At 66.0% G+C, this 26,210-nt stretch carries 25 protein-coding genes and 1 pseudogene; 14 read left to right on the top strand and 12 right to left on the bottom strand.

Annotated elements, in window-relative coordinates; genetic code table 11:
- Positions 1-92: 92 nt before the first annotated feature.
- The 8 genes and pseudogenes from galU to ACN9MZ_RS05160 form a co-directional block, all read right to left on the bottom strand.
- Positions 93-980: a UTP--glucose-1-phosphate uridylyltransferase GalU gene (gene galU / locus ACN9MZ_RS05195; RefSeq protein ID WP_426342865.1), complete on the bottom strand. Its 888-nt coding sequence runs from the start codon at positions 978-980 to the stop codon at positions 93-95.
- A 258-nt stretch (positions 981-1,238) separates the two neighbouring features.
- The gene (locus ACN9MZ_RS05190) at positions 1,239-1,571 is read right to left on the bottom strand and encodes a hypothetical protein (protein WP_426341189.1); all 333 of its coding nucleotides are present in this window, start codon (positions 1,569-1,571) and stop codon (positions 1,239-1,241) included.
- Positions 1,572-1,665: 94 nt separating this feature from the next.
- On the bottom strand, positions 1,666-1,941 hold the full coding sequence (locus tag ACN9MZ_RS05185; RefSeq protein ID WP_426341188.1) for a hypothetical protein: 276 nt from the start codon (positions 1,939-1,941) through the stop codon (positions 1,666-1,668).
- 6 nt (positions 1,942-1,947) lie between these two features.
- Positions 1,948-3,150 (bottom strand): diguanylate cyclase domain-containing protein, encoded by a 1,203-nt coding sequence (locus ACN9MZ_RS05180; protein ID WP_426341187.1) that lies wholly within the window; start codon positions 3,148-3,150, stop codon positions 1,948-1,950.
- 36 nt (positions 3,151-3,186) lie between these two features.
- The gene (locus ACN9MZ_RS05175) at positions 3,187-3,552 is read right to left on the bottom strand and encodes a c-type cytochrome (RefSeq protein ID WP_426341186.1); all 366 of its coding nucleotides are present in this window, start codon (positions 3,550-3,552) and stop codon (positions 3,187-3,189) included.
- A complete protein-coding gene (locus ACN9MZ_RS05170) occupies positions 3,549-4,097 on the bottom strand; it encodes a ferritin-like domain-containing protein (protein ID WP_426341185.1) in 549 nt (182 codons plus the stop codon). Before ACN9MZ_RS05170 ends, ACN9MZ_RS05175 begins: the two co-directional genes overlap by 4 nt.
- 21 nt (positions 4,098-4,118) lie before the next feature.
- A pseudogene (locus ACN9MZ_RS05165) lies at positions 4,119-4,736 on the bottom strand (RNA polymerase sigma factor).
- Positions 4,737-4,818: 82 nt separating this feature from the next.
- Entirely contained in the window at positions 4,819-6,396 is a 1,578-nt protein-coding gene (locus ACN9MZ_RS05160; protein WP_426341184.1) for a methyl-accepting chemotaxis protein, read from the bottom strand.
- Positions 6,397-6,550: 154 nt separating this feature from the next.
- Between ACN9MZ_RS05160 and ACN9MZ_RS05155 the strand changes: the two genes are divergently transcribed.
- On the top strand, positions 6,551-7,012 hold the full coding sequence (locus tag ACN9MZ_RS05155) for a hypothetical protein (RefSeq protein WP_426341183.1): 462 nt from the start codon (positions 6,551-6,553) through the stop codon (positions 7,010-7,012).
- 10 nt (positions 7,013-7,022) lie between these two features.
- On the opposite strand, the gene ACN9MZ_RS05150 is transcribed toward ACN9MZ_RS05155, so the two are convergent.
- Positions 7,023-9,461 (bottom strand): penicillin acylase family protein, encoded by a 2,439-nt coding sequence (locus tag ACN9MZ_RS05150; protein WP_426341182.1) that lies wholly within the window; start codon positions 9,459-9,461, stop codon positions 7,023-7,025.
- 122 nt (positions 9,462-9,583) lie between these two features.
- Between ACN9MZ_RS05150 and ACN9MZ_RS05145 the strand changes: the two genes are divergently transcribed.
- Together ACN9MZ_RS05145 and ACN9MZ_RS05140 are read left to right on the top strand one after the other, a co-directional pair.
- On the top strand, positions 9,584-10,288 hold the full coding sequence (locus tag ACN9MZ_RS05145) for a glutathione S-transferase N-terminal domain-containing protein (RefSeq protein WP_426341181.1): 705 nt from the start codon (positions 9,584-9,586) through the stop codon (positions 10,286-10,288).
- A 62-nt stretch (positions 10,289-10,350) separates the two neighbouring features.
- Positions 10,351-11,331: a cyanophycinase gene (locus ACN9MZ_RS05140; protein ID WP_426341180.1), complete on the top strand. Its 981-nt coding sequence runs from the start codon at positions 10,351-10,353 to the stop codon at positions 11,329-11,331.
- Here the strand turns inward: ACN9MZ_RS05140 and ACN9MZ_RS05135 are convergent.
- Positions 11,321-11,860: a DUF2058 domain-containing protein gene (locus ACN9MZ_RS05135; protein WP_426341179.1), complete on the bottom strand. Its 540-nt coding sequence runs from the start codon at positions 11,858-11,860 to the stop codon at positions 11,321-11,323. The two genes, ACN9MZ_RS05140 and ACN9MZ_RS05135, sit on opposite strands and share 11 nt — an antisense overlap.
- 52 nt (positions 11,861-11,912) lie before the next feature.
- Between ACN9MZ_RS05135 and ACN9MZ_RS05130 the strand changes: the two genes are divergently transcribed.
- From ACN9MZ_RS05130 to ACN9MZ_RS05080, 11 genes are all read left to right on the top strand, one after another.
- Positions 11,913-12,761 carry a CAP domain-containing protein gene (locus tag ACN9MZ_RS05130; protein WP_426341178.1) on the top strand — a complete coding sequence of 283 codons (849 nt, stop codon included), beginning with the start codon at positions 11,913-11,915 and terminating at the stop codon, positions 12,759-12,761.
- A gap of 86 nt (positions 12,762-12,847) precedes the next feature.
- Positions 12,848-13,282 (top strand): nuclear transport factor 2 family protein, encoded by a 435-nt coding sequence (locus tag ACN9MZ_RS05125; protein WP_426341177.1) that lies wholly within the window; start codon positions 12,848-12,850, stop codon positions 13,280-13,282.
- A gap of 11 nt (positions 13,283-13,293) precedes the next feature.
- Complete coding sequence (locus tag ACN9MZ_RS05120) at positions 13,294-15,072, top strand: tetratricopeptide repeat protein (RefSeq protein WP_426341176.1); 1,779 nt, start codon at positions 13,294-13,296, stop codon at positions 15,070-15,072.
- Between the two features lie 29 nt (positions 15,073-15,101).
- A complete protein-coding gene (locus ACN9MZ_RS05115; RefSeq protein WP_426341175.1) occupies positions 15,102-18,098 on the top strand; it encodes a triple tyrosine motif-containing protein in 2,997 nt (998 codons plus the stop codon).
- A 92-nt stretch (positions 18,099-18,190) separates the two neighbouring features.
- Positions 18,191-19,165, top strand: a complete 975-nt coding sequence (locus ACN9MZ_RS05110; RefSeq protein WP_426341174.1) for an alpha/beta fold hydrolase — start codon at positions 18,191-18,193, stop codon at positions 19,163-19,165.
- 3 nt (positions 19,166-19,168) lie between these two features.
- Positions 19,169-20,614, top strand: a complete 1,446-nt coding sequence (locus ACN9MZ_RS05105; RefSeq protein WP_426341173.1) for a catalase — start codon at positions 19,169-19,171, stop codon at positions 20,612-20,614.
- 20 nt (positions 20,615-20,634) lie between these two features.
- Positions 20,635-21,291: a hydrolase gene (locus ACN9MZ_RS05100; protein WP_426341172.1), complete on the top strand. Its 657-nt coding sequence runs from the start codon at positions 20,635-20,637 to the stop codon at positions 21,289-21,291.
- Positions 21,288-21,545: a DUF1427 family protein gene (locus tag ACN9MZ_RS05095; protein WP_426341171.1), complete on the top strand. Its 258-nt coding sequence runs from the start codon at positions 21,288-21,290 to the stop codon at positions 21,543-21,545. Before ACN9MZ_RS05100 ends, ACN9MZ_RS05095 begins: the two co-directional genes overlap by 4 nt.
- Positions 21,542-23,452, top strand: coding sequence for an amidohydrolase (locus tag ACN9MZ_RS05090; RefSeq protein ID WP_426341170.1), 1,911 nt, complete (start codon positions 21,542-21,544; stop codon positions 23,450-23,452). The genes ACN9MZ_RS05095 and ACN9MZ_RS05090 overlap by 4 nt, the downstream gene beginning before the upstream one ends.
- 1 nt (position 23,453) lies before the next feature.
- Positions 23,454-23,879: a DoxX family protein gene (locus ACN9MZ_RS05085; RefSeq protein ID WP_426341169.1), complete on the top strand. Its 426-nt coding sequence runs from the start codon at positions 23,454-23,456 to the stop codon at positions 23,877-23,879.
- On the top strand, positions 23,858-24,490 hold the full coding sequence (locus ACN9MZ_RS05080; protein WP_426341168.1) for a YoaK family protein: 633 nt from the start codon (positions 23,858-23,860) through the stop codon (positions 24,488-24,490). Before ACN9MZ_RS05085 ends, ACN9MZ_RS05080 begins: the two co-directional genes overlap by 22 nt.
- On the opposite strand, the gene ACN9MZ_RS05075 is transcribed toward ACN9MZ_RS05080, so the two are convergent.
- A complete protein-coding gene (locus tag ACN9MZ_RS05075) occupies positions 24,464-25,111 on the bottom strand; it encodes a response regulator (RefSeq protein ID WP_426341167.1) in 648 nt (215 codons plus the stop codon). The genes ACN9MZ_RS05080 and ACN9MZ_RS05075 overlap by 27 nt on opposite strands.
- A 96-nt stretch (positions 25,112-25,207) precedes the next feature.
- The gene (locus tag ACN9MZ_RS05070) at positions 25,208-26,092 is read right to left on the bottom strand and encodes a CsgG/HfaB family protein (RefSeq protein ID WP_426341166.1); all 885 of its coding nucleotides are present in this window, start codon (positions 26,090-26,092) and stop codon (positions 25,208-25,210) included.
- Between the last annotated feature and the right edge of the window lie 118 nt (positions 26,093-26,210).

Genomic DNA, 26,210 nt, shown 5'->3' with positions numbered 1-26,210 from the left:
GCTGGAGCGGTTCGCGCAGGATGCCAAGGGGGAGCGGACGATCGACGCAGGCCAGCAGCCATCGCCAAAGCACAGCCATGCAAAGCGATTGCTTAACGGGCCATCGCCGGAGTTTCACGACGTTGATCGAGCCATGCAGAAAACTCGGCCCCAATTTCCTCGTGCTGCACCCCCAAATCCACAGTAGCTTGCAAGAATCCCAACTTAGTGCCGCAGTCGTAGCGCGCCCCCTTGTAACGATAGCCAAACACTTTCTCGCGGCGCAAAAGATTCGCGATGCCGTCCGTTAGCTGGATTTCGCCACCAACCCCGCGCGGCAGGTTTTCCAGTTCCTTGAAAATTCCTGGCGTCAAGACATAACGCCCGACAACGGCGAGCGTAGACGGCGCGAGTTCAGGGGTTGGTTTTTCCACGATGCCAGTCACGTTCACCAGATCCTGCGTGATATTTTCGGCACTTACGATACCGTAGCGCCTGGTGTCTTCAAGCGGCACATTTTGCACGGCGAGTATGCTGGCCCGCCATTCGGAAAACTGTTCGACCATCTGTGCCATGGCTGACGGCTCTCCCACCATCAGGTCGTCGGCAAGCAACACCGCAAATGGCTCATTGCCAACCAACTCTTTTGAGCATAGGACTGCGTGGCCCAAGCCTAACGCACGGGACTGGCGCACATAGGTACACACCATATCTTCCGGAGCGATGCTACGTGCAATCTTCAGCAAATCGGTCTTGCCAGCCAGCTCAAGCTCGTTTTCCAGTTCATAGGCAGTATCAAAGTGGTCTTCCACACTGCGTTTGGTACGGCCAGTCACGAAAATCATATGGCGAATTCCGGCAGCATAAGCCTCTTCAACCGCGTATTGAATAAGCGGTTTATCCACGACCGACAGCATTTCTTTCGCCGAAGCCTTAGTAGCCGGGAGGAAGCGGGTCCCCAGTCCCGCGATTGGAAATACAGCTTTTCTTATTGGACGCATTTCTAGAAAATTCCCGATGTGCAATTCGGCGCAAGAAGTATTGTGACGGCGTTAAAACAAGCCGATATTCTAACATTGGGTATTCCGTCCCTGGAAACTCGACCGACTGGAACATCTTCGCGGCGGTCCAGCAAGACATCGCATGCACCAAGCAGACGCCCATAACGCGCTATACCCCAATCATGATGGACTTGGCCGCCGTTCCAGCCCGTTGCAGAGCTGCCTCCCAGAACGGGAGCGCATCGCGCACGCCTGCCATCACCTTGCTTTCCTAAGTTCGGTGAGCCAGGGCTGAAGTGCTCCGGCCACCGCCGCCCTTCCGAGCCACTCCGCGGATCCATGGCATGGCAACAGCACCGAGTTGAACTGCTTGTGGACGCTGTGTTCGCGCTTGACGGCACGGTCCGCAGCAACGACTGGCGGCGGCAAGCGCATCCTCCATACGTGGCTGGGTCGGCGCAGCATGGTTTCTTCGTAGCGTACTTCGTGCGACACGCCTTCCGCGGTGATGGCTTTGCTGTAGTACTGGACACACAATATCCCAACTAGGCTCGGCTCCTTGGCAGGCTCGCGCTCCAGGCCGTAATTCATCTGGACTGAGTTGAACAAGCCCGGCATGCGGCCGGAATTGCCGCCGTCCACCGCAGTTTCGCCGCGATGCTGGCGCAGGTGTAGCTCAAGACCTTCATTTCTGCGCTCCGGTCGCGGTCGTCGGAACCTTCCCCCCTTCTGCGACCGGCTGGAAGAACTGGCTACCGCCCATCAGGACGTCGAAGCCGTTCCCAGCGCAGCGATGTAGCCGGCACCCGCCCGGCGTGGTGTGGGTGATGCGGGTGGTGGTCACCACGCCGACCGACCAGCCCTTGGCCCGTTTCCGCAGAGGTGGCACCGCCTTGCCGTTGCCGTTGCCGCAGTTGTTAGCCAGCTTGTTGCCGTTGGCATCGTTGGCCGAGCCGCGCACTGTCGGTCACCTGCTTGCCGCTGCCTTGCGCGCCGCTTTTGATGCGTACATGGCCTGGTCGGCATGGCGCATGAGCTGGTCGATGACCTCCCCATGCTCGGGATAGAGGGCAATGCCGATGCTGGCGTGCGGCTGCAGGCTGCAGCCAGCCAGCACCAGCGGGGTAGCGATCACTTGCTGGATCTTGCCGGCCAGCGCCGCGGCCTGCGCCTGGTCGGCCACGTTTTCCAGGAGGGCGACAAACTCGTCGCCGCCGATGCGCGCCACCGTGTCGGCCTCGCGCACGCAAGAGGTAATCCGGCGTGCGATGGCATGCAGCAGCTGGTCGCCCACCACATGCCCGTGCTCGTCGTTGACCTGCTTGAAGTCGTCCAGGTCGATGAACAGCAAGGCACCGCGCGACTGGCCGCGCCGGCAGCGCGCGATGGCCGACAGGATGCGGTCCTGGAAAAGGCGCCGGTTTGACAAGCCGGTCAGCTCGTCGTAGCGCGCCGCGTGGGCCAGGTCGGCGTGCAGCGCCAGCCTTTCAATCACGGCGCCGGCCTGGCCGGCGGTAAATTCCAGCAGGTCGATATCCCTGGCCGGCAACGTGCCATGGCGCCCGAGATCCAGCCGCAATTCGCCGAACGCGATGCCGGAAGTCGACAAGGTGACGTGGTGCCAGCCCGTCGCGTCCGGCAGCGGCGCGCCTTCGGGCGAGCTGGCGTAAGCCAACCGTTCGCCCAGCTGCAGCACGGCCACCATACCGCTCAAGGGCAGCAAGCCTTGCAGGATCTGCTCGAAGGCGCGGAACTGCTCGGGCAGCGCTTCCGCGCCATGGGCGGCGGTGGCCAGCGCCAGCATGCCGGCCTGACGCTGCTCGGCCAGCTTGCGCTCGCTGATATCGCGCGCCACGCCGATGCGCAAGCGTTCTTCCGGCGACCAGCGCGCGGTCCACATGATGTGGGCGACGCTGCCGTCCTTGCGCAGGTAGCGGTTCTCGAACCCGAGTCCGGGGCGGCCGTTCAGCACCTGTCCCATTTCGGCCACGGTGCGGGCCTTGTCGTCGGGGTGGATGAAATCGAGGATGATGCGGCCGGTCATTTCTTCCGGCGCATAGCCGAAGATCGCGCGGCAGGCCGGGTTGACGAACACGATGCGTCCGCCCTCGTCCACCATGAAGACGGCATCCAGTAACAGCTCTGGCAGGCGTACTAATGCATCGGTCATGCGGTGAGGATACCGCAAAACAAGCCGCCAACGAATTTATTGGCAGGCCTGCTTCAGGTAAGCGATCAGGTCGGCCCGCTCGGCCTTGTCCTTGACGCCGGCATAGCCCATGCTGGTCCCGGGCACGGTTTGCAGCGGATCAGCCAAGAACAGGTTGAGAGTTTTCTCATCCCATACGATGGCCGAGCGCCGCATCGCGTCGGAATAGGCAAAGCCCGGCACGCTGCCGGCACGCCGTCCGAACAGGCCGCAGTGGCGCGGGCCGGTGCGGTCGTAAGCCAGCGCGTGGCAGGCCAGGCAGCGCTCGTAGACCACCTTGCCTGCCACCACGCTGGCAGCCGGCGCGGCCAGCAGCAGGGCGCTGCAGGCCACCACCGCCAGCGCGGCAAGCATGCTCCTCATGACATGAAGGCCGACGGCACCGGCGCTTCGCCGAGGGCGTTGCGCAGCACGGCCCAGTGCATGGCCTCGTCGCCCAGGATGCTGGTGGCCGCCTTGGCCAGCTCGCGGTTGCCGAACAGCGGCACGGCGCCCAGGTAGGCGCTGACGGCGCCCTTCTCCAGCGCGGCGGCAAAGCGCAGCACGTCCGCCTGCGATTTCAGGTTCTCGGTCGGGAAGCTGTATTTCGCCTTCGCGCCGACTGCCTTGCCGCCAAGCTTGCCGATGGTCTTGGCCAGGATGTCGGCGTGCTCCTTGTGATGGCCCTGGAAGGTCACGGCCAGGTCGAGCGCCGGCTTTTGCAGCAGGCCGCTTTCCGCGCCCAGCTGATAGGCGGCGATGGCTTCCAGTTCGGCGCCCAGCGCCGTGTTGAGGACGCGCACGTCGTCGTCGGTCGATGGGCCGCCTTTGGCAGCCAGCGCATCTTTGCCCGCCAGCAGCGCGGCAGCGGCGCCGGACAATAGCAGGCCTGATTGGGAGAGGAAGAAGCGGCGATTCAGGAAGGACATGATTTTCTCCTTGGTGGGTGGCTAGTTTTTCAGGCGATCGAGAACGTTGGCAACGATGCGGTCGCAGCGCGCGCCGTCGAAGGCAAACGCGTCCTCCAGCGCGACATCGAGTTCGCGCGACAAGGCTTCACGCAGCAGGCCGCGGGCGCGGAAATAGCGCGTGCGCACGGTCGCCTCCGGGATATCGAGACAGGCGGCGGTTTCCTCCACCGTCATCTCTTCCAGGGCGCGCAGCACGAACACCGTGCGGAAGGCGTCGGGCAGGCCGTCGATCTTCTGCTCGATCAGGCGCCGCGCCTCGCTGCGCAACAGCGCCTGGTCCGGTTGTTCCTAGTGTTCGTCCATGAGTGCATCTCCGTCCAGCTGGATGATTTCAGCGCCGCGGCGGCGGGTGCGGCCTATTGCTTCGTTGATGACGATGCGGGTCAGCCAGGTCGACATGCTGGATTCGCCACGGAAGCCCTGCATGCCGCGGAAGGCAAGCAGGTAGGCTTCCTGCAGCACGTCTTCGGCTTCGGCGTCGTCTTTCACGATGCTGCGCGCCGTGCGGTAAAGCGCGCGGTTGTGGCGGCGCATGAGCTGTTCGAATGCTCCCTGGTCGTTCATCTGCTTTCCCCGTTTTGACTGTTTTCGTGACATTGGATGCCACCAGCTGCTTGCGCGTTCCCGAAAAACAAAAAAAAAGCCACCCGAAGGCGGCTTGTATTATGCCGGGGACGTGCTAGCGCAGCGCCAGCTGGCGGCCCGCCACACCGGCCAGCCGGAACGTGCTGTCCACGCCCGCCAGTTGCGCGGCCTGGTCCTGCAGCGCGTCGGCTGCGGCGGCCGCCTGTTCGACCAGGGCGGCGTTCTGCTGGGTTGCTTCGTCCATCTGGCCGATGGCCCGGTTGACTTCATCGATGCCGGTGCTTTGCTCGGCGCTGGCGACCGAGATTTCCGCCACCACGTCGCTGACGCGGCGCACGCTGGCCAGCACCTGCTCCATGGTGCTGCCGGCTTGCCGTACCAGCTGGGTGCCGGAATTCACCTGCAGCGCCGAGTCGTCGATCAACTGCTTGATTTCCTTGGCCGCCGAGGCGCTGCGCTGGGCCAGGTTGCGCACTTCCGACGCGACGACGGCAAAGCCGCGGCCCTGCTCGCCGGCACGCGCCGCTTCCACCGCCGCATTCAGCGCCAGGATATTGGTCTGGAACGCAATGCCGTCGATCACCGCGATGATGTCGACGATCTTGCCCGAGGCCGCGCTGATGTTCTCCATCGTCAGGATCACCTGCTTCACCACCTGGCCGCCGTCGCTGGCCACATTCCAGGCCGACTGCGCCAGCTGGTTCGCCTCGCGCGCATTGTCGGCGTTCTGCCGTAAGGTGGAGGTTAGTTGTTCCATGGCCGACGCGGTTTCTTCCAGCGAGCTGGCCTGGCTTTCAGTGTGGGCCGACAGGTCCAGGTTGCCGCTGGCAATTTGCGCCGAAGCGGTGGCGATGGCATCGGTGCCGCCGCGCACCTGGCCCACCACATGCGCCAGGCTGTCGTTCATCTCGCGCAGCGAGTGCATCAGCTTGCCCGTCTCATCGCGCGAGCTGACCTCGATGCTGGCAGTCAGGTCGCCGCCGGCCACGCGCTGCGCCACCGCCACCGCCGCGTTCAACGGCGTGGCCACGATGCGCGCCACCCACAGCGCCAGCAGCACGCCGACCACCACCAGCGCGGCCAGCATGCCGATGATCAGCCTGCGCGACATCTCGTAGCGCTCCGCCGCCGCTTGTTCGGCGCCGTTGCTGCCCTTGTCGTTATATGTCGACAGCGCTTCGAACTGCTCATTGAGCTTCCGGTAAATCTTGTTGGAAGCACCACGGAACAGCAGGCGCGCCTCTTCCTTGTTGCCGGCGCGCGACAGGGCCACCAGCTTGGCGCTCTGCGCCAGGTAGGCTTCTACGTCCTGTGCCAGGCCGGCGTAGAGACGTGATTCTTCGGCATCGGTCACCAGCGCGGCCAGCGCAGCCTGCTGCTTGCGCATGGTTTCCAGGCGGCCGGCCAGGGCTTTTTCGATGGTGCTCATCTCCTCGCCCTCCTCCACCAGGAGGTGGCTGGCCTCGGAGATGCGGTAGCGGGCCAGCGAGGTTTGCACCTGTCCCACATAGCGCACTGCCGGCAGCCAATTGGTGGCGATATCGGTCGAGGACTTGCTGACCTTGACCAGCTCGGCGATGGAAAACAGCCCCATCACGCAAGTGAATGCGATGACCAGGCTGAACGCGCATAGCAATTTCTTCCCGATCTTCAGGTGGTAGAACCAACTCATGATTGTCTCCCTGTTATTTAGTCGTCCCTGGCTTGTTACCAAGAAGCAAATTTGAGGGCAACAAAAACGTGCTTTCAGTTTCCTTTCATCCATTGCCCTACGGCAAATCGAGGGGTATCGTGTCTGGATTGCGCAAACCTCACCGGAGCCGGACATGGCAGAACACGACATCCCCCACTTGGAAATCCCCGAAGCGGTCAAGGCTGCACTAAGCAGCTGGGTGCAGCAAGCCGCCCAGGAAGTGGGCAGCCCGCTGCGCAGCGAGATCGAAGACCTGCGTGCGCAACTGGCGGCCGCTCACGCCACGCTGGAAGAAAACGAAGACCAGATCACGCGCCTGAACGGCGAATTGCGCAACGCCCGCAATATCGCCGCGGACGCCCTGGTCGGCAAGGCCAAGGACCAGCTGGCGATCGAAGGCAAGGATGCCCAGCTCGCCGACTTGCGCGGTCAGCTCGAACGCAGCGTCGCCATCGCGGCCACGCTGTCCGACGCCAAGCTGGCGGCGGAAATGGAACTGGTCGGCGCCACCACGGCGCGCGACAACTACCTGGCCGAAGCCGCCGAGCTGCGCGCCCAGCTCGAAGCGTGCCGCACCGCGCGCCGCGCCAGCTAAACCACGTCGCTTACTCCGAGATCTCGACCAGCTTGTAGCCCGGGTCGGAAGTGATCTGGGCCTCGGTGTAGGGCAGTTTGATCCACTGGCCTTTCACGTACAGCTTGGTCTCGTCATTGAAATGCGGGCTGTCCGGGTTGGAGGACTGGCTGTAAGTCAGGATGCCTTCCGCTACCGGCCCGCTATCGTCCCAGGTGACGAACTGGATATAGCTGTTGCCGTAGGCGCCGGCGTTGGTTTTCGAATCCGCGGTGTAGATCCAGATGCCGGGATAGATCTGGTTCTTCACGCCGCGCCAGTTCATGAAGGTATAGCGCCCGCCCGGCACGGCCAGGCTGCCGTCCGTGCGCGAGATGGTCTGCACTTCTTCCGGCCGGGTCCTGCGTTTGGCGTCGGTGTCGAACTGGCTGCTGGCGACCAGCGCTTCCAGCTTCGCCATGGCGGCGGCGATGCCGGCCGCGCCGCGCGGCGTCTCCAGCGGGTCGGCCGGGTTATACGGCACGCTCCACCACGAAGCGGCGTTCAATTCACCCAGCGCTGCGTACAGCTCATAGAACAGGATGGCGCCGGCGCTGCCTGGCGCATGGGTCTTGTCCCACGCTTGCAACACGGTGCAGGCATCCTTGGCCGCCGCCGTGGCGGTGCTGGAAGCCAGGCAGGCGGCGGTGAATTCCGGCAGCCACTTCTGCGCCTTGAAGAAGCGTGCCTGCAGGTATATCTGCTGCAGGTTGGCCATGGTGAAGCGGTTGCCCGGCAGTCCGTCGGCACTGGCCAGGCGGTCGCGCACGATGGCGTGGCCGGTACGGGTGCGGTTGTTCTGCGGAGCGCCTTCCATATTCGGGCCGGTGGCAATGATCTTCGGATAGCCGGTGAGGAAGGTGCTGGCGGACGGCCACCAGTGGCTGTCGTTGGCGTTCAGGATGTAGTCGCTGCGCTCGACCCAGGGCCGCTGGGCGGCGCCGATCGCGCCCGACCAGTCGCAGGCCGAGGTCGTCCCCGCCATCACCACCACGCCGGTGGTGGCCATGATGTCCTGGAATGGCGCGCCTTGCGCCGCACCGGGTACGCAGCCGGCCAGTTGCGCATCCTGCACGTTGGCCGCTACCGAGAAGTCGCCGTACAGGGTATCGCCGGCCTTGTCCGCGGCCATGGTGTTCACCCACGGCAGGGCGACATGGGTTGCCGCCGCCGTGCGCAAGCCGTCCACGCTGGTGGACTTGCCGTTCAGGAGGACCTGGTCGATCAGCTTATAGTTGGCCAGGTTCGCGTCCTGGATTGCAAACGCCGACGATGTGCCCCAGGCGAAGGAGCTGTCCATCAGCATCGGGCCGAACTCGGTGGTATACAGGGTGCGCGACAGCGAGGTAAGCGCGCCGTCGGCGCCCTTGACGCTGATGGTCAGCGGCACCGCCGTCATCGCCACTGGCTTGCCGTCCTTGATGTAGCGGGTCGGGCTGCTCGGGTCGAGCGCCAGGTAGCGCAGCGTGAAGCGGTTGTCGGTGGAGAAGGTGTGGGTCCACGCCACCTTGTCGTTAAAGCCGATCAGCGGCAGCGGCACGCCAAGCAGCGTGGCGCCGTACACATCGTAGCCTTTGCCGGTGACGGTCAGGTGCAGCTGGTTCAGGCGCAACGCGCCCCACCACGGGAAGTGCGGATTGCCGAACACCATGCCCTTGCCGGACTGCGTCACGTCCTTGCCCAGCCCGAAGCCGTTGGAGCCGATGGTGTGCTCCTGGATGGCCTGCAGGCTTTTTGCAATCGAGGAGTTGGCGTAATCGGAGGCGGCCAGCAGGCGCGGCTTGCTGCGCTTGAGCAGGGCGGCCGTGGCGGTCTTTGGCGGCTGCGCGGAACCGATCTGCTTGATGAAGGCCAGCGAACTGCCGGCCATCGCGGCCTGGGCGAAGCGCAGGTAGGCATCGTCCTCCGTCATCGGCTGCACCCAGGCGGCGTTGTTGCAAGCCGCCGGCAGGCTGGCCAGCGGAGTCTCCTTCAGGTAGCGGTTGTAGCCGGCCACGAAGCCGGCGGTGAGGTCTTGCGCATCGGCGCTGGAAGCGGCCTTGATCTTGGCCGCCAGCGCCGGCGTAAACAGCAGCTTGTAGAAGAAATCGGAATCGATATTGCCGAAGGTATCGCCCAACTGGCCAAGGTAGCCGCCGGCGCCGCCGAAATATTTCGCGCGCTCGCCGTGCAGGGTTACCAGCTCTTCCGCGTACAGGCAGATGTTCTCTTTGGCGAAAGCATAGCCATAGCCATAGCCGGCGCCCTTGAAGGTCTCCGCCTTGACGTGCGGCACGCCGTAGGAGGTGTAGCGGATCGAGGCGACATACGTGGTGCCGGTGATGGGCGGGACGGTGGGCGCCGCCGGCGGATCGTCGCTGCTGCTGCCGCAGGCCGCCAGCAGCGCGAAAGGAATCAACGTCAGAATACGGGATAAAACATGCTGTCTCATCTTGTCTCCTAGTTTTTCGGTATTGGCAAAGTTAATTGCTTGATAATAATAACCTGCCTTGGGCATGAAAAACCGGAATGGCCCATAATCGCGGTTCATTGTCCAACCGCGAGAGATTGAGCATGACTGGCATTACCGACTTCCCTATCAACGCCAAATGGCCCGCCCAACATCCTGAACGCCTGCAGCTGTATTCCCTGCCCACGCCAAACGGCGTCAAGGTATCGATCATGCTGGAAGAAACCGGCCTGGCTTACGAGCCGCACCTGGTCAGCTTCGACAGCAACGACCAGATGTCGCCGGAGTTCCTGTCGCTCAATCCGAACAACAAGATCCCGGCCATCATTGACCCGGACGGTCCGGGCGGCCAGCCGCTGCCGCTGTTCGAATCGGGCGCCATCCTGCTTTACCTGGCCGAGAAAACCGGCAAGCTGATCCCGCAGGACGCGGCCGCGCGCTACGAAACCATCCAGTGGGTGATGTTCCAGATGGGCGGCATCGGGCCGATGTTCGGCCAGGTGGGCTTCTTCCACAAGTTCGCCGGCAAGGAATACGAGGACAAGCGCCCGCGCGACCGCTACATCAACGAATCGGCGCGCCTGCTCGGCGTGCTGGAGCAGCGCCTGCAGGGCCGCAAGTGGATCATGGGCGAGCAGTTCACCATCGCCGATATCGCGATCTTCCCGTGGGTGCGCAACCTGGTGGAATACTACGGCGCCGGCGACCTGGTGGGCTTCGAGAAATTTGCCAATGTGCGCCGCGTGCTGGGCGCCTTCCTCGACCGCCCGGCTGTGGCGCGCGGCCTGAATATTCCGGCCCGCAGCTAAATTCCTGCAAGTGACGGGCGTACAATGGCTGGGCAGGTTTCAACCAGCCCGGGAGCATCGCCATGCCACGCCTCCACCGCCAGTTTGCTGTCTTCCTGCTGCTGGCCGCCGTGCTGGCAGCACCCGCCCACGCCGGCAAGCCTTACCAGTATTACGCGGTGGGCGATCCGACCAACGTCGTCCTGCCGCAGCCGAAAAAACCCAGCCTGGTGCTGATGGGTGGCGGGCCGGACGTTGACGCCGCCTTTGCCTGGATGATCCAGAAAGGCGGCGGCGGCAACTTCGTCGTGATCCGCAGCCGCGGCACCGACGCCTACAACCCCTATATCCTTGCCATGGGCGGGGCACAATCAGTGGAAACGCTGGTGATCCCGAGCCGCGATGCCGCCAACGATCCCTTCGTGGCCGAACGCATCCGCAATGCGGAAGAACTGTTCATCGCCGGCGGCGACCAGTCGGACTACATCAATTTCTGGCAAGGCACGCCGGTGCAGGCTGCGATCCAGGAACTGGCCGGGCGCAAGATCCCGATCGGCGGCACCAGCGCCGGCCTGGCCCTGATGGGGCGCTTCGGCTTTGCCGCGCTGAACGGCAGCATTACCTCGGCTGAAGCACTGGCCGATCCCTACGACAAGCGCATGACGCTGGAGCGCGACTTCCTGCTGCTGCCCGACCTGGGCAGCGTGATTACCGACGCCCACTTCGACACGCGCGACCGCATGGGTCGCCTGGTGGCCTTCATCGCCCGCATCGTCAATGATGGCTGGGCCGGCATGGCGCGCGGCATCGGGGTGGACGTGGAAACGGCGCTGCTGGTGGAAGACGGCAAGGGCACGCGCGTGGGCGCGGGCGCGGTCACCTTCCTGCAATCGGTCGGCCTGCCGCAAGTGTGCAAGCCGAAGCAGCCCTTGACCTACCTGAACCTGCAGGGACAGCGCATGTCGGGCGGCGGCAGCTTCGATTTGCGCAACTGGGCCGGCTATGGCGGTGCCACGGTGCCGTTCACCGTGTCCGCCGAAGCCGGGGTTCTGCTCACCAGGTAAAGTCGTCCGGGATCTTGTAGTCGGCGTAAGGATCGTCTTCCGCCGGCTGCTCGCTGGCGGCCTTCTTGACCGCCACCACCAGTTCCGGCGCGCGTTCGGCGATCTTCTCGCCCACCACTTTCGGCACCAGTTCGGCCACGCCGTCCAGCACCACGATCACCAGGCGGCCGTTGACCAGGTGCTGCTGCACCTTATCCGACACGTAAATGCGCTCGATCTTGCTGCCGATGGTGAAGTTGTAGGCGACGTCGCCGTTGCCTTTCGGCTGGCGGTGCTGCTGCACCATCTGGACCACCTGGGCCATGATGGCCTTCTGGCCGGCGGCCGCATCGCGCTGCGCGTTCAATTCGCGCGCACGCTCGGCGGCCTTGCGCTGCTGTTCGAGCGCGGCCTCGCGCGTCTGGTCCACTGCCTTGGCGCCGCTGCGCAGTTCTTCCTTGTGCTGCTTGGACTTTTCCTGCTGCACCTTGTTGACCTTTTTCTTGTCGACCAGGCCAGCCTTCATCAATTGTTCTTGCAATGAAACCATTGTCACACTCCTTTGTTGCCCGCAAGTTTAGCAGAGCGCGTATAGTGCCGGCATGAAGAGACTTATCATTCTCGCAACCACGCTCGCTACGCTGCTGCCTCCTGCCCATGCCGGCGAGGCCGAGCAACTGGTCGCCATGGTCAATGCCTGGCGTGCCGCGCCGGCCGCCTGCCAGGGCAAGCAGCGCCCGCCCGTACCGGTCCTGACGCCACGCCCGATACTGTCGCGTATCGCGCTGCGGCCCGGCACGATCCTGCTCGCAGCGCTGGACAGCTCGGGCTACGATCCCGAAGTGGCCGATGCCGTCAATGTGGAAGGCCCCGACAATGCGCGCAGCGCCTTCGAGGCCCTGCGCGACTCGTACTGCGCCACGCTGGGCAGCGCGCGTTATCGCGATATCGGCGCCCACCGCTCAGGCAATGAATGGACCATCGTGCTGGCGGTGCCGGCGCCGAACCCGCTTGTGCTGCTGCCCGACGCGGCCGAAGCAGCGCGGGAGGTCTTCAAGGCCACCAATGCGGCCCGCGCCGAGGCGCGCCAATGCGGCGACACCTGGATGGAAGCTGCGCCGCCGCTGGCCTGGAACAAGGACTTGGCAGCGGCAGCCCTGGCCCACAGCCAGGACATGGCGCAGCAAGGCTACTTCGCCCATAAGAACAAGCAGGGCAACGAGGTGTCGCAGCGCGCCGAAGCGCAAGGCTACCGCTGGCGCCATGTCGGCGAGAATATCTCGCGTGGCCAGCCCAGTGCAGCAGAAGCCGTGGCCGGCTGGATCAACAGTCCCGGCCATTGCCAGAACCTGATGAACCCGCGCTTCACCGAGTTCGGCGCCGGCGTCGCCATCCGCCAGGCCAAGCGCCCGGCTGCCTACTGGACCCAGGTGTTCGGCGCCCCGCGCTGAGCTTGACTTCTGTCTCCTGCGTACTAGGCTTATCTGATCGGCAGCCTGCGGCATGCCGCTGCAGGTGCCGGTGTTTGGGGGATGTCATGGACACCAAGAAGTTCATCAGTGAAGGCTACAAGCTGTTCGCAGCAGGCGACCTGAAAGGCCTGCTCGAACGCTATAACGACGATGCGGAGATGATCAATCCCGACTCCGACTACCTGCCCATCGGCGGCAGCTATCAAGGCAAGCAACAAATTGCCGAATTCTTCGCGAAGTTGAATGAAACCGCACAGTGCACCTACTTCGAACCCAAGACCATGGTGCAGGAAGGCGATACCGTGGTGGTGACCGGCGACTCCAGCTGGATTGCCCGCAGCACCGGCATCGCCTACGACAATCCATTCGTTCATGTCTTCAAAATGCGGGACAACAAGGTCGTTTCGCTGCGCGCCTATTACGACACCAGCAAGCTGGAACATGCCCTGCACCCGGCCACCACGACCGGCAAGCCAGCCGGGGCAAACCTGCACCACTAAAGGAGACTACGATGCCGGCCGTCCGTGCCCTGCCCCTGATGCTGTGCCTGGCTGCCGGCGCCCTCCCCACCGGCTCGCGGGCAGTGCGCGAGCCGGTCTTCGACCCGCTGTTCGCAGGCGCGCTGTGCGCCAATCCGGCCGGCGCGCGCCCGCTGCTGCTGGCGCTGGCGGCGCCGGCGGAAATGGCGCCCTTCAAGCCGGCGCAGCAGGCACGCCAGGCGCAGGCGGACGGCCCGCCGCCGCTGTACAAGGACCTGGGCCAGTTGCATTTATCGATCACCACGCGCAGCCCGCGCGCCCAGGCCTATTTCGACCAGGGGCTGCGCCTGCTGTTTGCCTTCAACCACGCGGAAGCGGCCCGCGCCTTCCGCGCCGCGCAGCAGGCCGATCCGCAATGCGCCATGTGCCATTGGGGCGAGGCCCTGGTGCTGGGCCCGAACATCAATGCGCCGATGTCCCCGGAAATGGTGGCGCCGGCCTTTGCGGCAGCCGAGCGCGCAGCGGCGGCGGCCAATACCGCCAGCCCGGTGGAACAGGCTCTGGTACGCGCCGTCAACAAGCGCTACGCCGCGCAGCCGCCGGCCGAGCGCGCGCCGCTGGACCAGGCCTATGCCGCCGCCATGGCCGGCACCGCGCGCAGCTTCCCCAATGACGACACGGTGCAGGTGCTGTTCGCCGAAGCCCTGATGGACCTGTCGCCATGGAATTACTGGGAAGCCGGCGGCGCCAGTCCGAAAGGCCGCACGCAGGAGCTGGTCGATGCACTGGAACGGGTGCTGGAGCGCAATCCCAGCCACCCCGGCGCCATCCATTACTACATCCACGCGATGGAGGCCTCGACCCATCCCGAAAAAGCCCTGCCGCATGCGCGCCGGCTGGCGAAGCAGATCCCCGGCGCCGGCCATATCGTGCACATGCCCTCGCACATCTACTACCGCGTGGGCCTGTACAAGGACGCGCTGCAGGCGAATATCGACGCCATTGCCATCGACGAAAAATACTTCCGCGGCGCTGCCAGCGACCCGGTGTACAAGGGCGCCTATTATCCGCACAACATCCACTTCGCGATGGTATCGGCGCTGATGGGCGGCGACGGCAAGAAGACGCTGCAGGCTACGCAAAAGCTGGAACAATCGATCGGCCCTGAGCAGCTGCGCGCCATCCCGCCGATGCAGCCGGTGCGTGCCGCGCCCTACTTCGCCCACGTGCAGTTCAGCAGCCCGGAAACACTGCTGGCGCTGACGCCGCCGGCCGAGGAATTCGTGCTGCTGCGCGCAATGTGGCACTACGCACGCGCCATCGGCTTTACCCGCAAGGGCATGTGGGACGACAGCCAGCGCGAGGTCGACAGCATCGCCGCCATCGAGCAGCAGGCCGACTTCAAGCCGCTGCTGGACTGGGGCGTGCCTGGCGCCGACATCGTACGCACCGCGCGCCTGGTGGCGGCAGGCAAGCTGGCCGAAGCAAAGGGCGAGCTGCCCAGCGCGATCACGCTGTTCACGCAAGCGGTGGCGGCGCAGGACGCACTGCCCTACACCGAGCCGCCCTACTGGTACTACCCGGTGCGCCAGTCGCTCGGAGCGGCGCTGCTCAAGGCCGGCAAGCTGGAAGAGGCGGAAGCGGCCTTCCGCGCCTCGTTTGCGAAAACGCCCAGCAACGGCTGGGCCCTGGGCGGCCTGGCCGCGGTGTACGAGAAGCGCGGCGACCAGGCCGCTGCCGCGGCCGCGCGCAAGCGTCTTGCCGCCACTTGGCTGGGGCCAGGCGATGGGCCCGACCTTTCGCGTTTATAGCCCGGGCACACATCACTTACACTAGCGGAATGTTCTTCCGCACCCTGAACGCTGCCATCCTGCTGGCGGCAAGCTGCGTCACGCAGGCCGCGCCGGCCCGCCTGCTGGCCGACTACACCCATACTGCCTGGACCCGCTTGCAGGGCGCCCCCAGCGACGTCGTCAAGTTCGCCCAAACGCGCGACGGCTGGCTGTGGATTTCCTCGCCAGGTGGCCTGCACCGCTTCGACGGCGCCCAGTTCGAGCGCATCGAAAGCCTGGCCGGGCACCGCCTGCAGTCGGCCAGCACCATGGGCTTGCTGGCCACCCGGGACGGCGGCTTGTGGATCGGGCACCGCTTCGGCGGCGTCACGGCCTTCGTGGACGGCAAGGTGCGCGAATTCACGCCGGCGGAGGGCCTGCCCGCTTCGGCTGTGCTGAGCCTGACGGAAGGCCCGGACGGCAGCATCTGGGTCGCGGCCGGCGGCGGGCTGGCGCAGCTCAGGCCCGGCGCCGGCCGCTTCCAACGCGTCGGGCCGGAGAGCGGACTGCCCGACGGCGGCGCGCGCCAGATCCTGTTCAGCCGCAGCGGGCGGCAATGGGTGTCGGTGCAGGGCGGCGTCTATTGGCGCGACCCGGGCCAGCAGCAGTTCCAGCGCGCCTGGCCCCACCTCGACCTGATGTCGATGGCGGAAGGACCGGACGGCACCATGTGGGCCACGGACGGCAACGACCATGGCTACCGCCTGCTGGCCCGGGCCCCGGCCAACGGCGCCGCGCCGCACGCGGAAGTGGCGGCCAACGGCATCCACTTCGACCGCAACGGGACCATGTGGCTGCTCAAGGCGCATGCGCTGGAGCGCCTGGCTGCGGACGGCGCTGGCGACGGCGATGCGGCGCAGCAGCTGACGCGCGGGAGCGGCATCAGCGGCGGCCTGCCGCAGACCTGGTTCGAAGACCGCGAAGGCAATATCTGGATCGGCACCTCGGCCGGCCTGGACCGGCTGCGCCGCAACCGCCTGCGCCTGCTGGCCACGCCCGATGAACTGGACCACCCGGGTTTGCTGGCCGACAGCGAGGGCCGCATCCTGGTCGGCAATATGGCGGGCGCGGTCTACAGCTACAGCAGCGACGGCCTGCGCCTGCGGCGCGAAGTCGCCAGCATGACCGCCGGCTACCGCGCCCCGGACGGCGCGCTCTGGTTCGGCACCGACAGCGAGCGCTGGCGCCGTGCGCCATCGGGCCTGCTGACCCGCTTCCCGCACCCGCCGCAATATGCGCGGCACGATGTGCAGGCCATGACGCTGGACCGGGCAGGCCGCATGTGGCTGTCGCTCTCGCGCCAGGGACTGTTCATGGCCGAGGGCAACAGCTGGCGCAAGGATGGCGGCGTAGCCGGGCTGCCGCAGGGGCTGGCGCCCGCCGTGACCAGCGACGACCAGGGCCGCATCTGGGTCGGCTACCTGGGCAGCCGCATCGCTGTCATCGAGGATGGCCGGGCGCGCATCTTCGGCCCCGAGCAGGGGGTGCGCCTTGGTAACGTGCTGGCGCTGCAGGCCGATGGCCCGCGCGTGTGGGCCGGCGGCGAATTCGGCCTGGGCTGGTTCGACAGCGCAGGCTACCATGCGGTGGATGCCAGCTTGCGCGGCATTTCCGGCATAGCGCGCACGGCGCAGGGCGAGCTCTGGCTGCACGGCCTGGACGGCATCTCGCGCCTGTCGGCCACGCAGCTTACGCAGTTGCTGACCGACCGCGCTTACGTGCCGCAGTTCGAGCGCTTCGATGCCCAGGATGGCCTGCTCGGTAGCGCGGAGCAGTTCCGTCCCCTGCCCTCGCTGGTGCAGGGCAGCGACGGCAAGCTGTGGTTTTCAACCGCCAACCATATCGCCAGCATCGACCCGGCCAACATCGCGCGCAACACGCTGGCGCCGACGGTGCAGATCCGTGCCCTGCGTTCGGGCGGCGCCTCCTACCTGCCGCTGCCTTCCTTGCAGCTGCCCAAGGGCAGCAAGGACCTGGCAATCGCCTTCACGGCGCTCAGCCTGTCGATGCCGGAGCGGGTGCGGTTTCGCTATCGGCTGGAGGGCATGGACCCGGAGTGGCAGGAGGTGCAAGGCCGGCGCGAGGCCTTTTACACCAACCTGCAGCCGGGCAGCTATCGCTTCCGCGTGACGGCGGCCAACGAGCACGGTGTGTGGAACCAGGACGGCGCCAGCATGCAGCTGGAAATCCTGCCAACGTTCACCCAGACCGGCTGGTTCGACGCCCTGCTGCTGGCGGCGGTGGCGCTGGTGCTGCTGGCGCTGTATGCCTTGCGCGTGCGCCAGCTGACGGAACGCATGCGCGACCTGCAGCAGGAGCGCCTGGCCGAGCGCGCCCGCATCGCGCGCGGCCTGCACGACACGCTGCTGCAGAGCGTGCAGGGGCTGATCATGTTCTTCGACCGCCAGGCTGCCTTGCTGCCCCGCGGCAGCGAGGAAAAGGCCAGGATCGAGCAGACGCTGGAGCTGGCCGACCAACTGATGGCCGAGGGCCGCAACTACATTTTGGACTTGCGCGGCGACGGCGAGGCGGAGAACCTGGCCCAGGTGCTGCGCCAGTACGGCACGGTGCTGCTGAACGAGCGCTTCCATTTGTCGGTGACGCAGGCGCCGCGCCCGCTGCTCGACCACGTGCACTGCGAGGTGCTGGTCATCGCGCGCGAGGCGCTGTTCAATGCGGCGCGCCATTCCCAGGCGACGCGAGTCGATTTGCTGATCGACTACGGCGCCACCCTGTTCCAGCTCGAAGTCAGCGACAACGGCGGCGGCATCGGCAGCAATCCGGCCCCGCCCGGACATTTCGGCCTGGTTGGCATGCAGGAACGCGCCGCGGCGCTGGGCGCCACCTGCACCATCGTCGCGCCGCCGCAGGGCGGCACCACGATGCGCCTGCAGATGCCGGCGCAACTGGCCTACGCCGAACGGCGCAGCGACAGCCTGCTGCGCCGCCTGTGGCGCTGGCTGCCCGACAAGCCGGCGCTGCCGGCCCTCCCCCAAAAGAGGTAGGCGGCGCGCCCCCGGATGGGCGATTCGGCTGCGGCATAGTCTGGCTATTCTTTCAAGTGCTGTTTAACTACTTGAAGAAAGAAGAACCGACCATGCCATCCCCTATCAGCAACCGCCGCCGCAACGTCCTGCTGGGCGCCGCCACCGCCGTCGCCGCCGCCGGCGCTTCCCTCTCCGCTTCCAGCGCAGCCGCCGCACCGGCCGGCGCCAAGACGTCCGCTGCCGCCGGCCGTACTTCCGGCACCTTCACCACCCGCGACGGCGTGGAGATCTATTACAAGGACTGGGGTCCGCGCAACGGCCCGGTGGTCGTGTTCAGCCACGGCTGGCCGCTGAACTCCGACAGCTGGGAATCGCAGATGCTGTTCCTGGCCGACCATGGCTACCGCACCATCGCGCACGACCGCCGTGGCCATGGCCGTTCCAGCCAGCCGTGGGACGGAAACGATATGGACCACTACGCCGACGACCTGGCGCAGTTGCTCGACCTGCTGGACGTGAAGAATGCGGCGCTGTTCGGCTTCTCGACCGGCGGCGGCGAAGTGGCGCGCTACCTGAGCCGCCATGGCAGCAAGCGCATTGCCAAAGCCGGCCTGATTTCCGCCGTGCCGCCGCTGATGCTGAAGACCGCCACCAATCCAGGCGGCCTGCCGATCGAAGTGTTCGACGGCATCCGCGCCGGCTCGCTGAAAGACCGCTCGCAGCTCTACCTGGACATCGCTTCCGGCCCGTTCTTCAACTTCAACCGCCCCGGCGCCAAGCCGTCGCAAGGGATGATCAACGCCTGGTGGATGCAGGGCATGATGGCCGGCCACAAGAACACCTACGACTGCATCAAGGCCTTCTCCGAAACCGACTTCACCGCCGACCTGAAAAAGATCGAAATCCCGATGCTGGTACTGCACGGCGACGACGACCAGATCGTGCCGATCGACGCTTCGGCAAAAGCGGCAGCAAAACTGCTGAAAAATGCTAAGCTGGTAGTCTACCCCGGCGCCCCGCATGGCCTGACCGATACCCACAAGGACAAGCTGAACGCCGACCTGCTGGCCTTCATCAAGGGCTAAGCCATGGAACACAAGCTGACTACCGCGGCCGGCGCGCCGGTTGCGGACAACCAGAACGTGGAAACCGCGGGCCCGCGCGGCCCCATGCTGCTGCAGGACGTGTGGCACCTGGAAAAGCTGGCCCACTTCCACCGCGAAGTGATCCCTGAGCGGCGCATGCACGCCAAGGGCTCGGGCGCCTTTGGCACGTTCACCGTGACGCACGACATCAGCCGCTACACCAAGGCCGCGCTGTTCGGTGCGATCGGCAAGAAGACCGAGGTGTTCGCGCGCTTTTCCACCGTGGCCGGCGAGCGCGGTGCGGCCGATGCGGAACGCGATATCCGCGGCTTTGCCGTCAAGTTCTACACCGAGCAGGGCAACTGGGACGTAGTAGGCAACAACACCCCGGTATTCTTCATGCGCGATCCGCTGAAGTTCCCGGACCTGAACCACGCCGTCAAGCGCGACCCGCGCACCAACCTGCGCAGCGCCGAGAACAACTGGGACTTCTGGACCCTGCTGCCGGAAGCGCTGCACCAGGTGACTATCGTGATGAGCGAGCGCGGCATCCCGGCCTCGTACCGCCACATGCACGGTTTCGGCAGCCACACCTTCAGTTTCATCAACGCCGGCGGTGAACGGCACTGGGTCAAGTTCCACTTCACCAGCCAGCAAGGCATCGTCAACCTGAGCGATGCCGAGGCTGCGGAATTGATTGCAAAGGACCGCGAATCGTCCCAGCGCGACCTGTTCGAAGCGATCGAGCGCGGCGAGTACCCGCGCTGGACGCTGAAAGTGCAGCTGATGACGGAGCAGCAGGCCGCGCAGGCGCCCTTCAATCCCTTCGACCTGACCAAGGTCTGGCCGCACAAGGACTATCCGCTGCATGAAGTGGGCGTGCTGGAGTTGAACCGCAATCCGGACAACTATCATGCCGACGTCGAGCAGGCCGCCTTCACCCCGGCCAATGTGGTGCCGGGCATCGGTTTTTCGCCCGACCGCATGCTGCAATCGCGCCTGTTCGCCTACGGCGATGCCCAGCGCTACCGCCTGGGCGTCAACCACCATGCGATCCCGGTCAACGCGCCGCGCTGCCCCTTCCACAGCTATCACCGCGACGGCGCCATGCGCGTCGACGGCAACCAGGGCGCCACCATCGGCTACGAGCCGAATTCGAAAGGCGCATGGCAGCAACAAGCCGCCTACGCCGAACCGCCCCTGTCCCTGGACGGCGCCGCCGCGCACTACAACCACCGCGCCGACGACGACTATTACAGCCAGCCGCGCGCCCTGTTCCGCCTGATGGACGAGCAGCAGCGCCAGGCCCTGTTCGACAACACCGCCCGCTCGCTTGCCGGCGTGCCGCTGCACATCCAGCAGCGCCACATTGAAAACTGCAACAAGGCCGATGAAGCCTACGGCGCCGGCGTGTCCGCCGCGCTCGACAAGTTGCGCCCACTCTGGTAACCCACTTAAAAGGAAAAAACATGACCATTACCGCCAAAGCCACCCCGGGTTCCCTGCTGCTGACGCCGCGCGACCACACCCTGATCATGATCGACCACCAGTCGCAGATGGCGTTCGCCACCCACTCGATCGACGCCGTCCAGCTGCGCAACAACGCCGCCCTGGTGGCGCACGCCGCCGCCGGATTCGACGTGTCGACCATCGTCACCACCGTGGCCGAGAAGAGCTTCTCCGGCCCGGTCTTCGACGAGATCAAGGACGCCTTCCCGGGCGCGGAAATCACCGACCGCACGTCCATGAACACCTGGGAAGACGAGAACGTGATCCGCCGCGTCAACGCCATCGGCAAGAAACGCATCGTGCTGGCCGGCCTGTGGACCGGCGTCTGCATCGTCGGCCCGGCACTGTCGGCGCTGGACCAGGGCTTCGAGGTGTACGTGATCGCCGACGCCTGCGGCGACGTGTCCACCGAAGCGCACGAACGCGCCATGGAACGCATGGTGCAGGCCGGCGCCCGTCCAATGACCTCCCTGCAATACCTGCTGGAACTGCAGCGCGACTGGGCCCGCACCGACACCTATGAACTGACCACCGGCATCGCCAAGAAATTCGGCGGCGCCTATGGCCTGGGCATCATCTACGCCCAGACCATGTTCCACGCCAAGGAAGGCCAGTGAAGATCTATCTTCTCTCGCTGGGTGCCGGCCTGCTGGCCGGCATCCTGTACGGCGTGCTGAACGTGCGCTCGCCGGCGCCGCCCGTGGTGGCGCTGGTGGGGCTGCTCGGCATCCTGCTGGGAGAACAGGTGCCGCCGCTGGTTCGCCAGTGGCTGGCGCCGAAGGAACAGCAGTTATCATGGCTGCAAGAACAGGTCAAGCCGCACTGTTTCGGCGAACTGCCTTGCGCCGCAAAGAACGAGGAGAAGCAATGACTGCTCCGGAGCTGATACTCCACAACGGCCGCTTCACGACGCTGGACAAGAGCCAGCCCGAGGCCGATGCGGTCGCCGTCACCGGCGGCCGTTTTTCCCATGTGGGCGAGGCGCGCGAGATCCTGCCGCTGGCGGAAGCGCAAACGCGCGTGATCGACCTGCAGGGCCGGCGCGTGCTGCCCGGCCTGATCGACAACCACCTGCACCTGATCCGCGGCGGCCTGAACTTCAATATGGAGTTGCGCTGGGACGGCGTGCGCTCGCTGGCCGACGCCATGGCCATGCTGCGCGCCCAGGTGGCCATCACCCCGGCGCCACAATGGGTACGCGTGGTGGGCGGCTTCACCCAACACCAGTTCGTGGAAAAGCGCCTGCCGACCCTCGAGGAACTGAATGCCGTGGCGCCTGACACGCCGGTATTCATCCTGCACCTGTACGACCGCGCCCTGCTGAACGGCGCCGCGCTGCGCGCTGTAGGCTACGACCGCAACACGCCGGAGCCGCCGGGCGGCCAGATCCTGCGCGACAGCGCCGGCAACCCCACCGGGCTGCTGCTGGCCAAGCCGAACGCCTCGATCCTGTACGCCACGCTGGCCAAGGGCCCCAAACTGCCGCCGGAATACCAGCTCAACTCCACCCGCCACTTCATGCGCGAACTGAACCGCCTGGGCGTGACTGGCGCCCTGGATGCGGGCGGCGGCAACCAGAACTACCCCGAGGACTACCAGGTAATCCAGCAACTCGCCGACGCGGGGGAACTGACCATCCGCCTGGCCTACAACCTGTTCACGCAAAAGCCGAAACAAGAGAAGGACGATTTCCTGCGCTGGGCGGCCGGCAGCAAGTACCAGCAGGGCGACGATTACTTCCGCCACAACGGCGCGGGCGAGATGCTGACTTTCTCGGCCGCCGACTTCGAAGACTTCCGCCAGCCGCGGCCGGACATGCCGGCCAGCATGGAAGACGACCTGGAAGGCGTGATCCGCATCCTGGTGCAGAACCGCTGGCCGTGGCGCATGCATGCAACCTATGACGAAACGATTTCGCGCGCACTGGACGTGTTCGAAAAAGTGAATCGCGACATGCCGCTCGATGGCCTGCACTGGTTCTTCGACCATGCGGAGACCATTTCGCCGCAATCGATCGATCGCATCGCGGCGCTGGGCGGCGGCGTGGCGGTGCAGCACCGCATGGCATACCAGGGCGAGTATTTCGTCGAGCGCTACGGTGCGGCAGCGGCGGAGGCGACGCCACCCGTGAAGTACCTGCTCGAGTCCGGCGTCAAGGTGTCGGCAGGCACGGACGCCACGCGCGTGGCTTCCTACAACCCCTGGGTCTCGCTGTCCTGGCTGACCACCGGGCGCACCGTGGGCGGCATGCGGCTCTACCCGCAGCGCAACCTGCTGGACCGCGAAGCGGCGCTGCGCATGTGGACCGAGAACGTGACCTGGTTCTCCAACGAGGAAGGCAAGAAGGGCCGCATTGCCGTCGGCCAGCTGGCCGACCTGATGGTGCCGGACCGCGACTTCCTGCGCTGCCCGGAGGACGAGATTGCCGACACCACGTCCCTGCTCACCGTGGTTGGCGGCAAGGTGGTGTATGGCGCCGGACTGTTCGGCCAGTACGATCCGCCGACCCCGGCCGCCATGCCGGACTGGTCGCCGGTGCGCCAGTACGGCGGCTACGGCGCCTGGGGCGCCATGCCGGGCGCTGTGGTGCGCGGCGCGCAGGGTGGCGCAGCAGGCCACGCCAGGACTGCTGCCATGGCAGCGGCGGCGGCCTGCGGCTGCTCCAGCCAATGCGGCATGCACGGCCACCAGCACGCGACGGCCTGGACCCGTTCCCTGCCGATTGCGGACCTGAAGTCGTTCTGGGGCGCGCTGGGCTGCTCCTGCTGGGCGGTGTGACATGGCGCCGCACAGGCCCGGCGCGGGCATCCGCGCCCTGCACTGGCTGGCCCTGCTCCTGCTGTGCGCGGCCTACCTGCAGGGCGGCTTGAACAAGCTGCTCGACTTCGGCAGCGCGGTCGGCGAAATGCAGCACTTCGGGCTGCAGCCGGCAGCGCCGCTGGCGGTCCTGGTCATCACCGGCGAGCTGGGGGCGGCGGCGATGATCCTGAGCGGCCGCCTGCGCTGGCTGGGCGCCGCCTGGCTGGCCCTGTTCACGGTGGCGGCCAGCTTCATCGCCAACCGTTTTTGGGAAATGGCGGGCATGGAGCGCTTCATGGCGGCCAACAGCTTTTACGAGCACCTCGGCCTGGCTGGCGGCTTCCTGCTGGTGGCCTGGCACGATCTGACACGCGAGGGGGGCAGATGGCACGCGCAACGACCCTGAGTTTCCTGGCCGGCTACGTCGACACCCTTGGCTTCGTGGCCTTGCATGGCCTGTTCACGGCCCACGTGACGGGCAACTTCGTCCTGCTCGGGCGGGAAGTGGTGTCGCCGGGTAATGACGTGCTGCTCAAGCTGCTCGCCTTCCCTGCCTTCGTCGGCGGCGTCGTGGCAGTACGGTCCCTGGTGCGGCGCTGCCAGGGCGGCGGCAGGGAGGCGCTGCGGCCGGCCCACCTGATGCAGGCGGCGCTGATGCTGGCGGCGGCGGCCAGCGCGCGCTGGGACATGGCTGCCGGCCTGCTGTGCGCTGCCGCCATGGGAGCGCAGAACGGCTACGGCAAGCTGCTGCTGGCGAAACTGCCGGCCAGCACGGTCATGACCGGCAATGTCACGCAACTGGTGATCGATTGCCTGGACCATGCGAGCGGTGCCGAACGGCCCGCGCTGGCGCCGCTGGCCGGCGGCGTGCTGGCGTTCGCGGCGGGCTGCGTGATGGGGGCGCTGGCCTCGCGCTGGGGCATGGGGGCCGGCCTGCTGCCGGCTATCGCGCTGCTGGTGCTGATGGCGGCGCTGGCAAAGTCCGACGCTTCAAAGTCCGATAATGCCGCGCTTTAAGGCAATGGTGACGGCGTGCGTGCGATCGTTGGCACCGAGCTTGGCCAGGATGCTGCGCATGTGCGCCTTCACGGTTTCTTCCGAAATCGCCAGCTGGCTGGCGATGCGCTTGTTGGCGTTGCCAGCCGCCGCGCATTGCAGCACCTCGGCCTCGCGCTCGCTGAGCAGGGCGGCGCCCAGTTGGCTGGCCAGCTGCTGCGCGATTTCCGGCGAGATGTAGCGCTGGCCGCCGTGCACGGCGCGGATCATGCCCACCAGCTCCTTGCGCAAGCTGCTCTTGAGCAGGAAGCCGCTGGCGCCCGCCGCCAGCGCGCGCCGAACCTGGGCGTCGCCGCCGAAGGTGGTCAGCATCACGATACGCGCCGCCGGGAACTGGGCGCGGATGGCCTGCAGCGCCTCAAGGCCGCACATGCCGGGCATGGCAAGGTCCATGAGGGCCAGGTCGGGGCGCACGGAGGCCCACGCGGCAACGGCTTCGCGGCCGTCGCCGGCTTCGGCCGCCACCTGCATGTCGGGCTGGCCGGCAATCGCATCGGCCAGGCCGGCGCGCAGCATGGGATGGTCGTCCACCAGCAGCACCCGGATTGGCGCGGCGGTGTCTGGAATGGTAGGGGTATTCAAAGTATAGCTCCGCGCAAGACTGCAAGGGGAACTATAACAACTGAGGGCGGGACTGGCAATTTGCCGGGCGTGCTGTACGCCCGGCAAACGGGGGAATTACTTCTTCTTGGCCTTGGCTTTGGCAGCAGGCGCCTGCACCTGCGACTGCGCGGCCACCGGCTGCTGCGAAGCGGCCGTGGTGCCACCCTGCACGCCCAGCGCGCCGCCGGTGCCCAGGCCGCCGGCTACTTCCTGCTGCTTGTAGTTGCGCACTGCACGCACCACGTTGTTGTACGAATCCATGAAGGCTGCCACCAGGATCTTGCCTTCCGGCGTGTTGGTGTAGCCGCTGGCGCCGGCCGCGGCGCCGCCGCCGAACAGGGCGCCGAACGCGCCGAAGTCGGTGTTCTTGGCGCTGCCCTCGGCTGCCGCCAGCTGCACGCCGGAACGGTTGTCGATCATCAGCAGCATGGTCGACGCTTCATTGGTCTTCATATTGCCGGCCACCATGCCTGCCACGCTGCCGATCAGGCCAAAGCCGCCCAGTGCGCCGCCCACGCCCGAAGTGCCTTTCTGGCTGAAGGTGATGGTCGGGCTCATGGTGTAGTCGGCAGCGGCGATCTGGCCCTTGCCGTAGTTGCTGTTGGCGCGCATCTCGCCCGATTTTTCCAGCGCGCGCTCGCCCATCATGTGGTCCATGGCGGCGCCGCGTTCCACCACCACGAAGCAGTTCGACTGCTGGATCATCATGCGCAGCACCGGCGTGGTGGAGCCCAGCTTGTACTGGCTCAGTTGCTGGAACCACGGCATGCTGCGGTCTTCCACCACCGACAGGGTGCCCAGCGGCCGCTCGCATTTTTCCAGCTGGGTGTTGGCATTGGCGGCGGTGGCGCCGCCGGCGCTGCCGGTGGCCATGGTACTGCCGCCGCCGAGGGTTGGTTGGGTGCCGGCACAGCCGGCCAGCGCCAGGGCCGCCACGGCCGCGAACAGTTTGGTCTTCATACGTAGATCCCCTAATTTTTGGATGAAACAGCTGATTTTATAAGAAAGGCATGCCAAAAAAACTATCAAATAATCACGCTGAGGCTGCCGTGACACAAGCCGCCATTGGGCGTACCAT

The organism is Pseudoduganella sp. S-14 (genome assembly GCF_049913285.1).
Lineage (GTDB): Bacteria > Pseudomonadota > Gammaproteobacteria > Burkholderiales > Burkholderiaceae_D > Rugamonas.
The sequence above is the reverse complement of the archived record's forward strand: the minus strand, read 5'-3'. Positions and strand labels throughout refer to the sequence as shown.

Bases quoted from the DNA above. Each gene is read 5' to 3' on its own strand.
- galU (WP_426342865.1), bottom strand. From the start codon at position 980: ATGCGTCCAATAAGAAAAGCTGTATTTCCAATCGCGGGACTGGGGACC.
- ACN9MZ_RS05190 (WP_426341189.1), bottom strand. From the start codon at position 1,571: ATGAATTACGGCCTGGAGCGCGAGCCTGCCAAGGAGCCGAGCCTAGTT.
- ACN9MZ_RS05180 (WP_426341187.1), bottom strand. From the start codon at position 3,150: ATGACCGATGCATTAGTACGCCTGCCAGAGCTGTTACTGGATGCCGTC.
- ACN9MZ_RS05175 (WP_426341186.1), bottom strand. From the start codon at position 3,552: ATGAGGAGCATGCTTGCCGCGCTGGCGGTGGTGGCCTGCAGCGCCCTG.
- ACN9MZ_RS05170 (WP_426341185.1), bottom strand. From the start codon at position 4,097: ATGTCCTTCCTGAATCGCCGCTTCTTCCTCTCCCAATCAGGCCTGCTA.
- ACN9MZ_RS05160 (WP_426341184.1), bottom strand. From the start codon at position 6,396: ATGAGTTGGTTCTACCACCTGAAGATCGGGAAGAAATTGCTATGCGCG.
- ACN9MZ_RS05155 (WP_426341183.1), top strand. From the start codon at position 6,551: ATGGCAGAACACGACATCCCCCACTTGGAAATCCCCGAAGCGGTCAAG.
- ACN9MZ_RS05150 (WP_426341182.1), bottom strand. From the start codon at position 9,461: ATGAGACAGCATGTTTTATCCCGTATTCTGACGTTGATTCCTTTCGCG.
- ACN9MZ_RS05145 (WP_426341181.1), top strand. From the start codon at position 9,584: ATGACTGGCATTACCGACTTCCCTATCAACGCCAAATGGCCCGCCCAA.
- ACN9MZ_RS05140 (WP_426341180.1), top strand. From the start codon at position 10,351: ATGCCACGCCTCCACCGCCAGTTTGCTGTCTTCCTGCTGCTGGCCGCC.
- ACN9MZ_RS05135 (WP_426341179.1), bottom strand. From the start codon at position 11,860: ATGGTTTCATTGCAAGAACAATTGATGAAGGCTGGCCTGGTCGACAAG.
- ACN9MZ_RS05130 (WP_426341178.1), top strand. From the start codon at position 11,913: ATGAAGAGACTTATCATTCTCGCAACCACGCTCGCTACGCTGCTGCCT.
- ACN9MZ_RS05125 (WP_426341177.1), top strand. From the start codon at position 12,848: ATGGACACCAAGAAGTTCATCAGTGAAGGCTACAAGCTGTTCGCAGCA.
- ACN9MZ_RS05120 (WP_426341176.1), top strand. From the start codon at position 13,294: ATGCCGGCCGTCCGTGCCCTGCCCCTGATGCTGTGCCTGGCTGCCGGC.
- ACN9MZ_RS05115 (WP_426341175.1), top strand. From the start codon at position 15,102: ATGTTCTTCCGCACCCTGAACGCTGCCATCCTGCTGGCGGCAAGCTGC.
- ACN9MZ_RS05110 (WP_426341174.1), top strand. From the start codon at position 18,191: ATGCCATCCCCTATCAGCAACCGCCGCCGCAACGTCCTGCTGGGCGCC.
- ACN9MZ_RS05105 (WP_426341173.1), top strand. From the start codon at position 19,169: ATGGAACACAAGCTGACTACCGCGGCCGGCGCGCCGGTTGCGGACAAC.
- ACN9MZ_RS05100 (WP_426341172.1), top strand. From the start codon at position 20,635: ATGACCATTACCGCCAAAGCCACCCCGGGTTCCCTGCTGCTGACGCCG.
- ACN9MZ_RS05090 (WP_426341170.1), top strand. From the start codon at position 21,542: ATGACTGCTCCGGAGCTGATACTCCACAACGGCCGCTTCACGACGCTG.
- ACN9MZ_RS05085 (WP_426341169.1), top strand. From the start codon at position 23,454: ATGGCGCCGCACAGGCCCGGCGCGGGCATCCGCGCCCTGCACTGGCTG.
- ACN9MZ_RS05080 (WP_426341168.1), top strand. From the start codon at position 23,858: ATGGCACGCGCAACGACCCTGAGTTTCCTGGCCGGCTACGTCGACACC.
- ACN9MZ_RS05070 (WP_426341166.1), bottom strand. From the start codon at position 26,092: ATGAAGACCAAACTGTTCGCGGCCGTGGCGGCCCTGGCGCTGGCCGGC.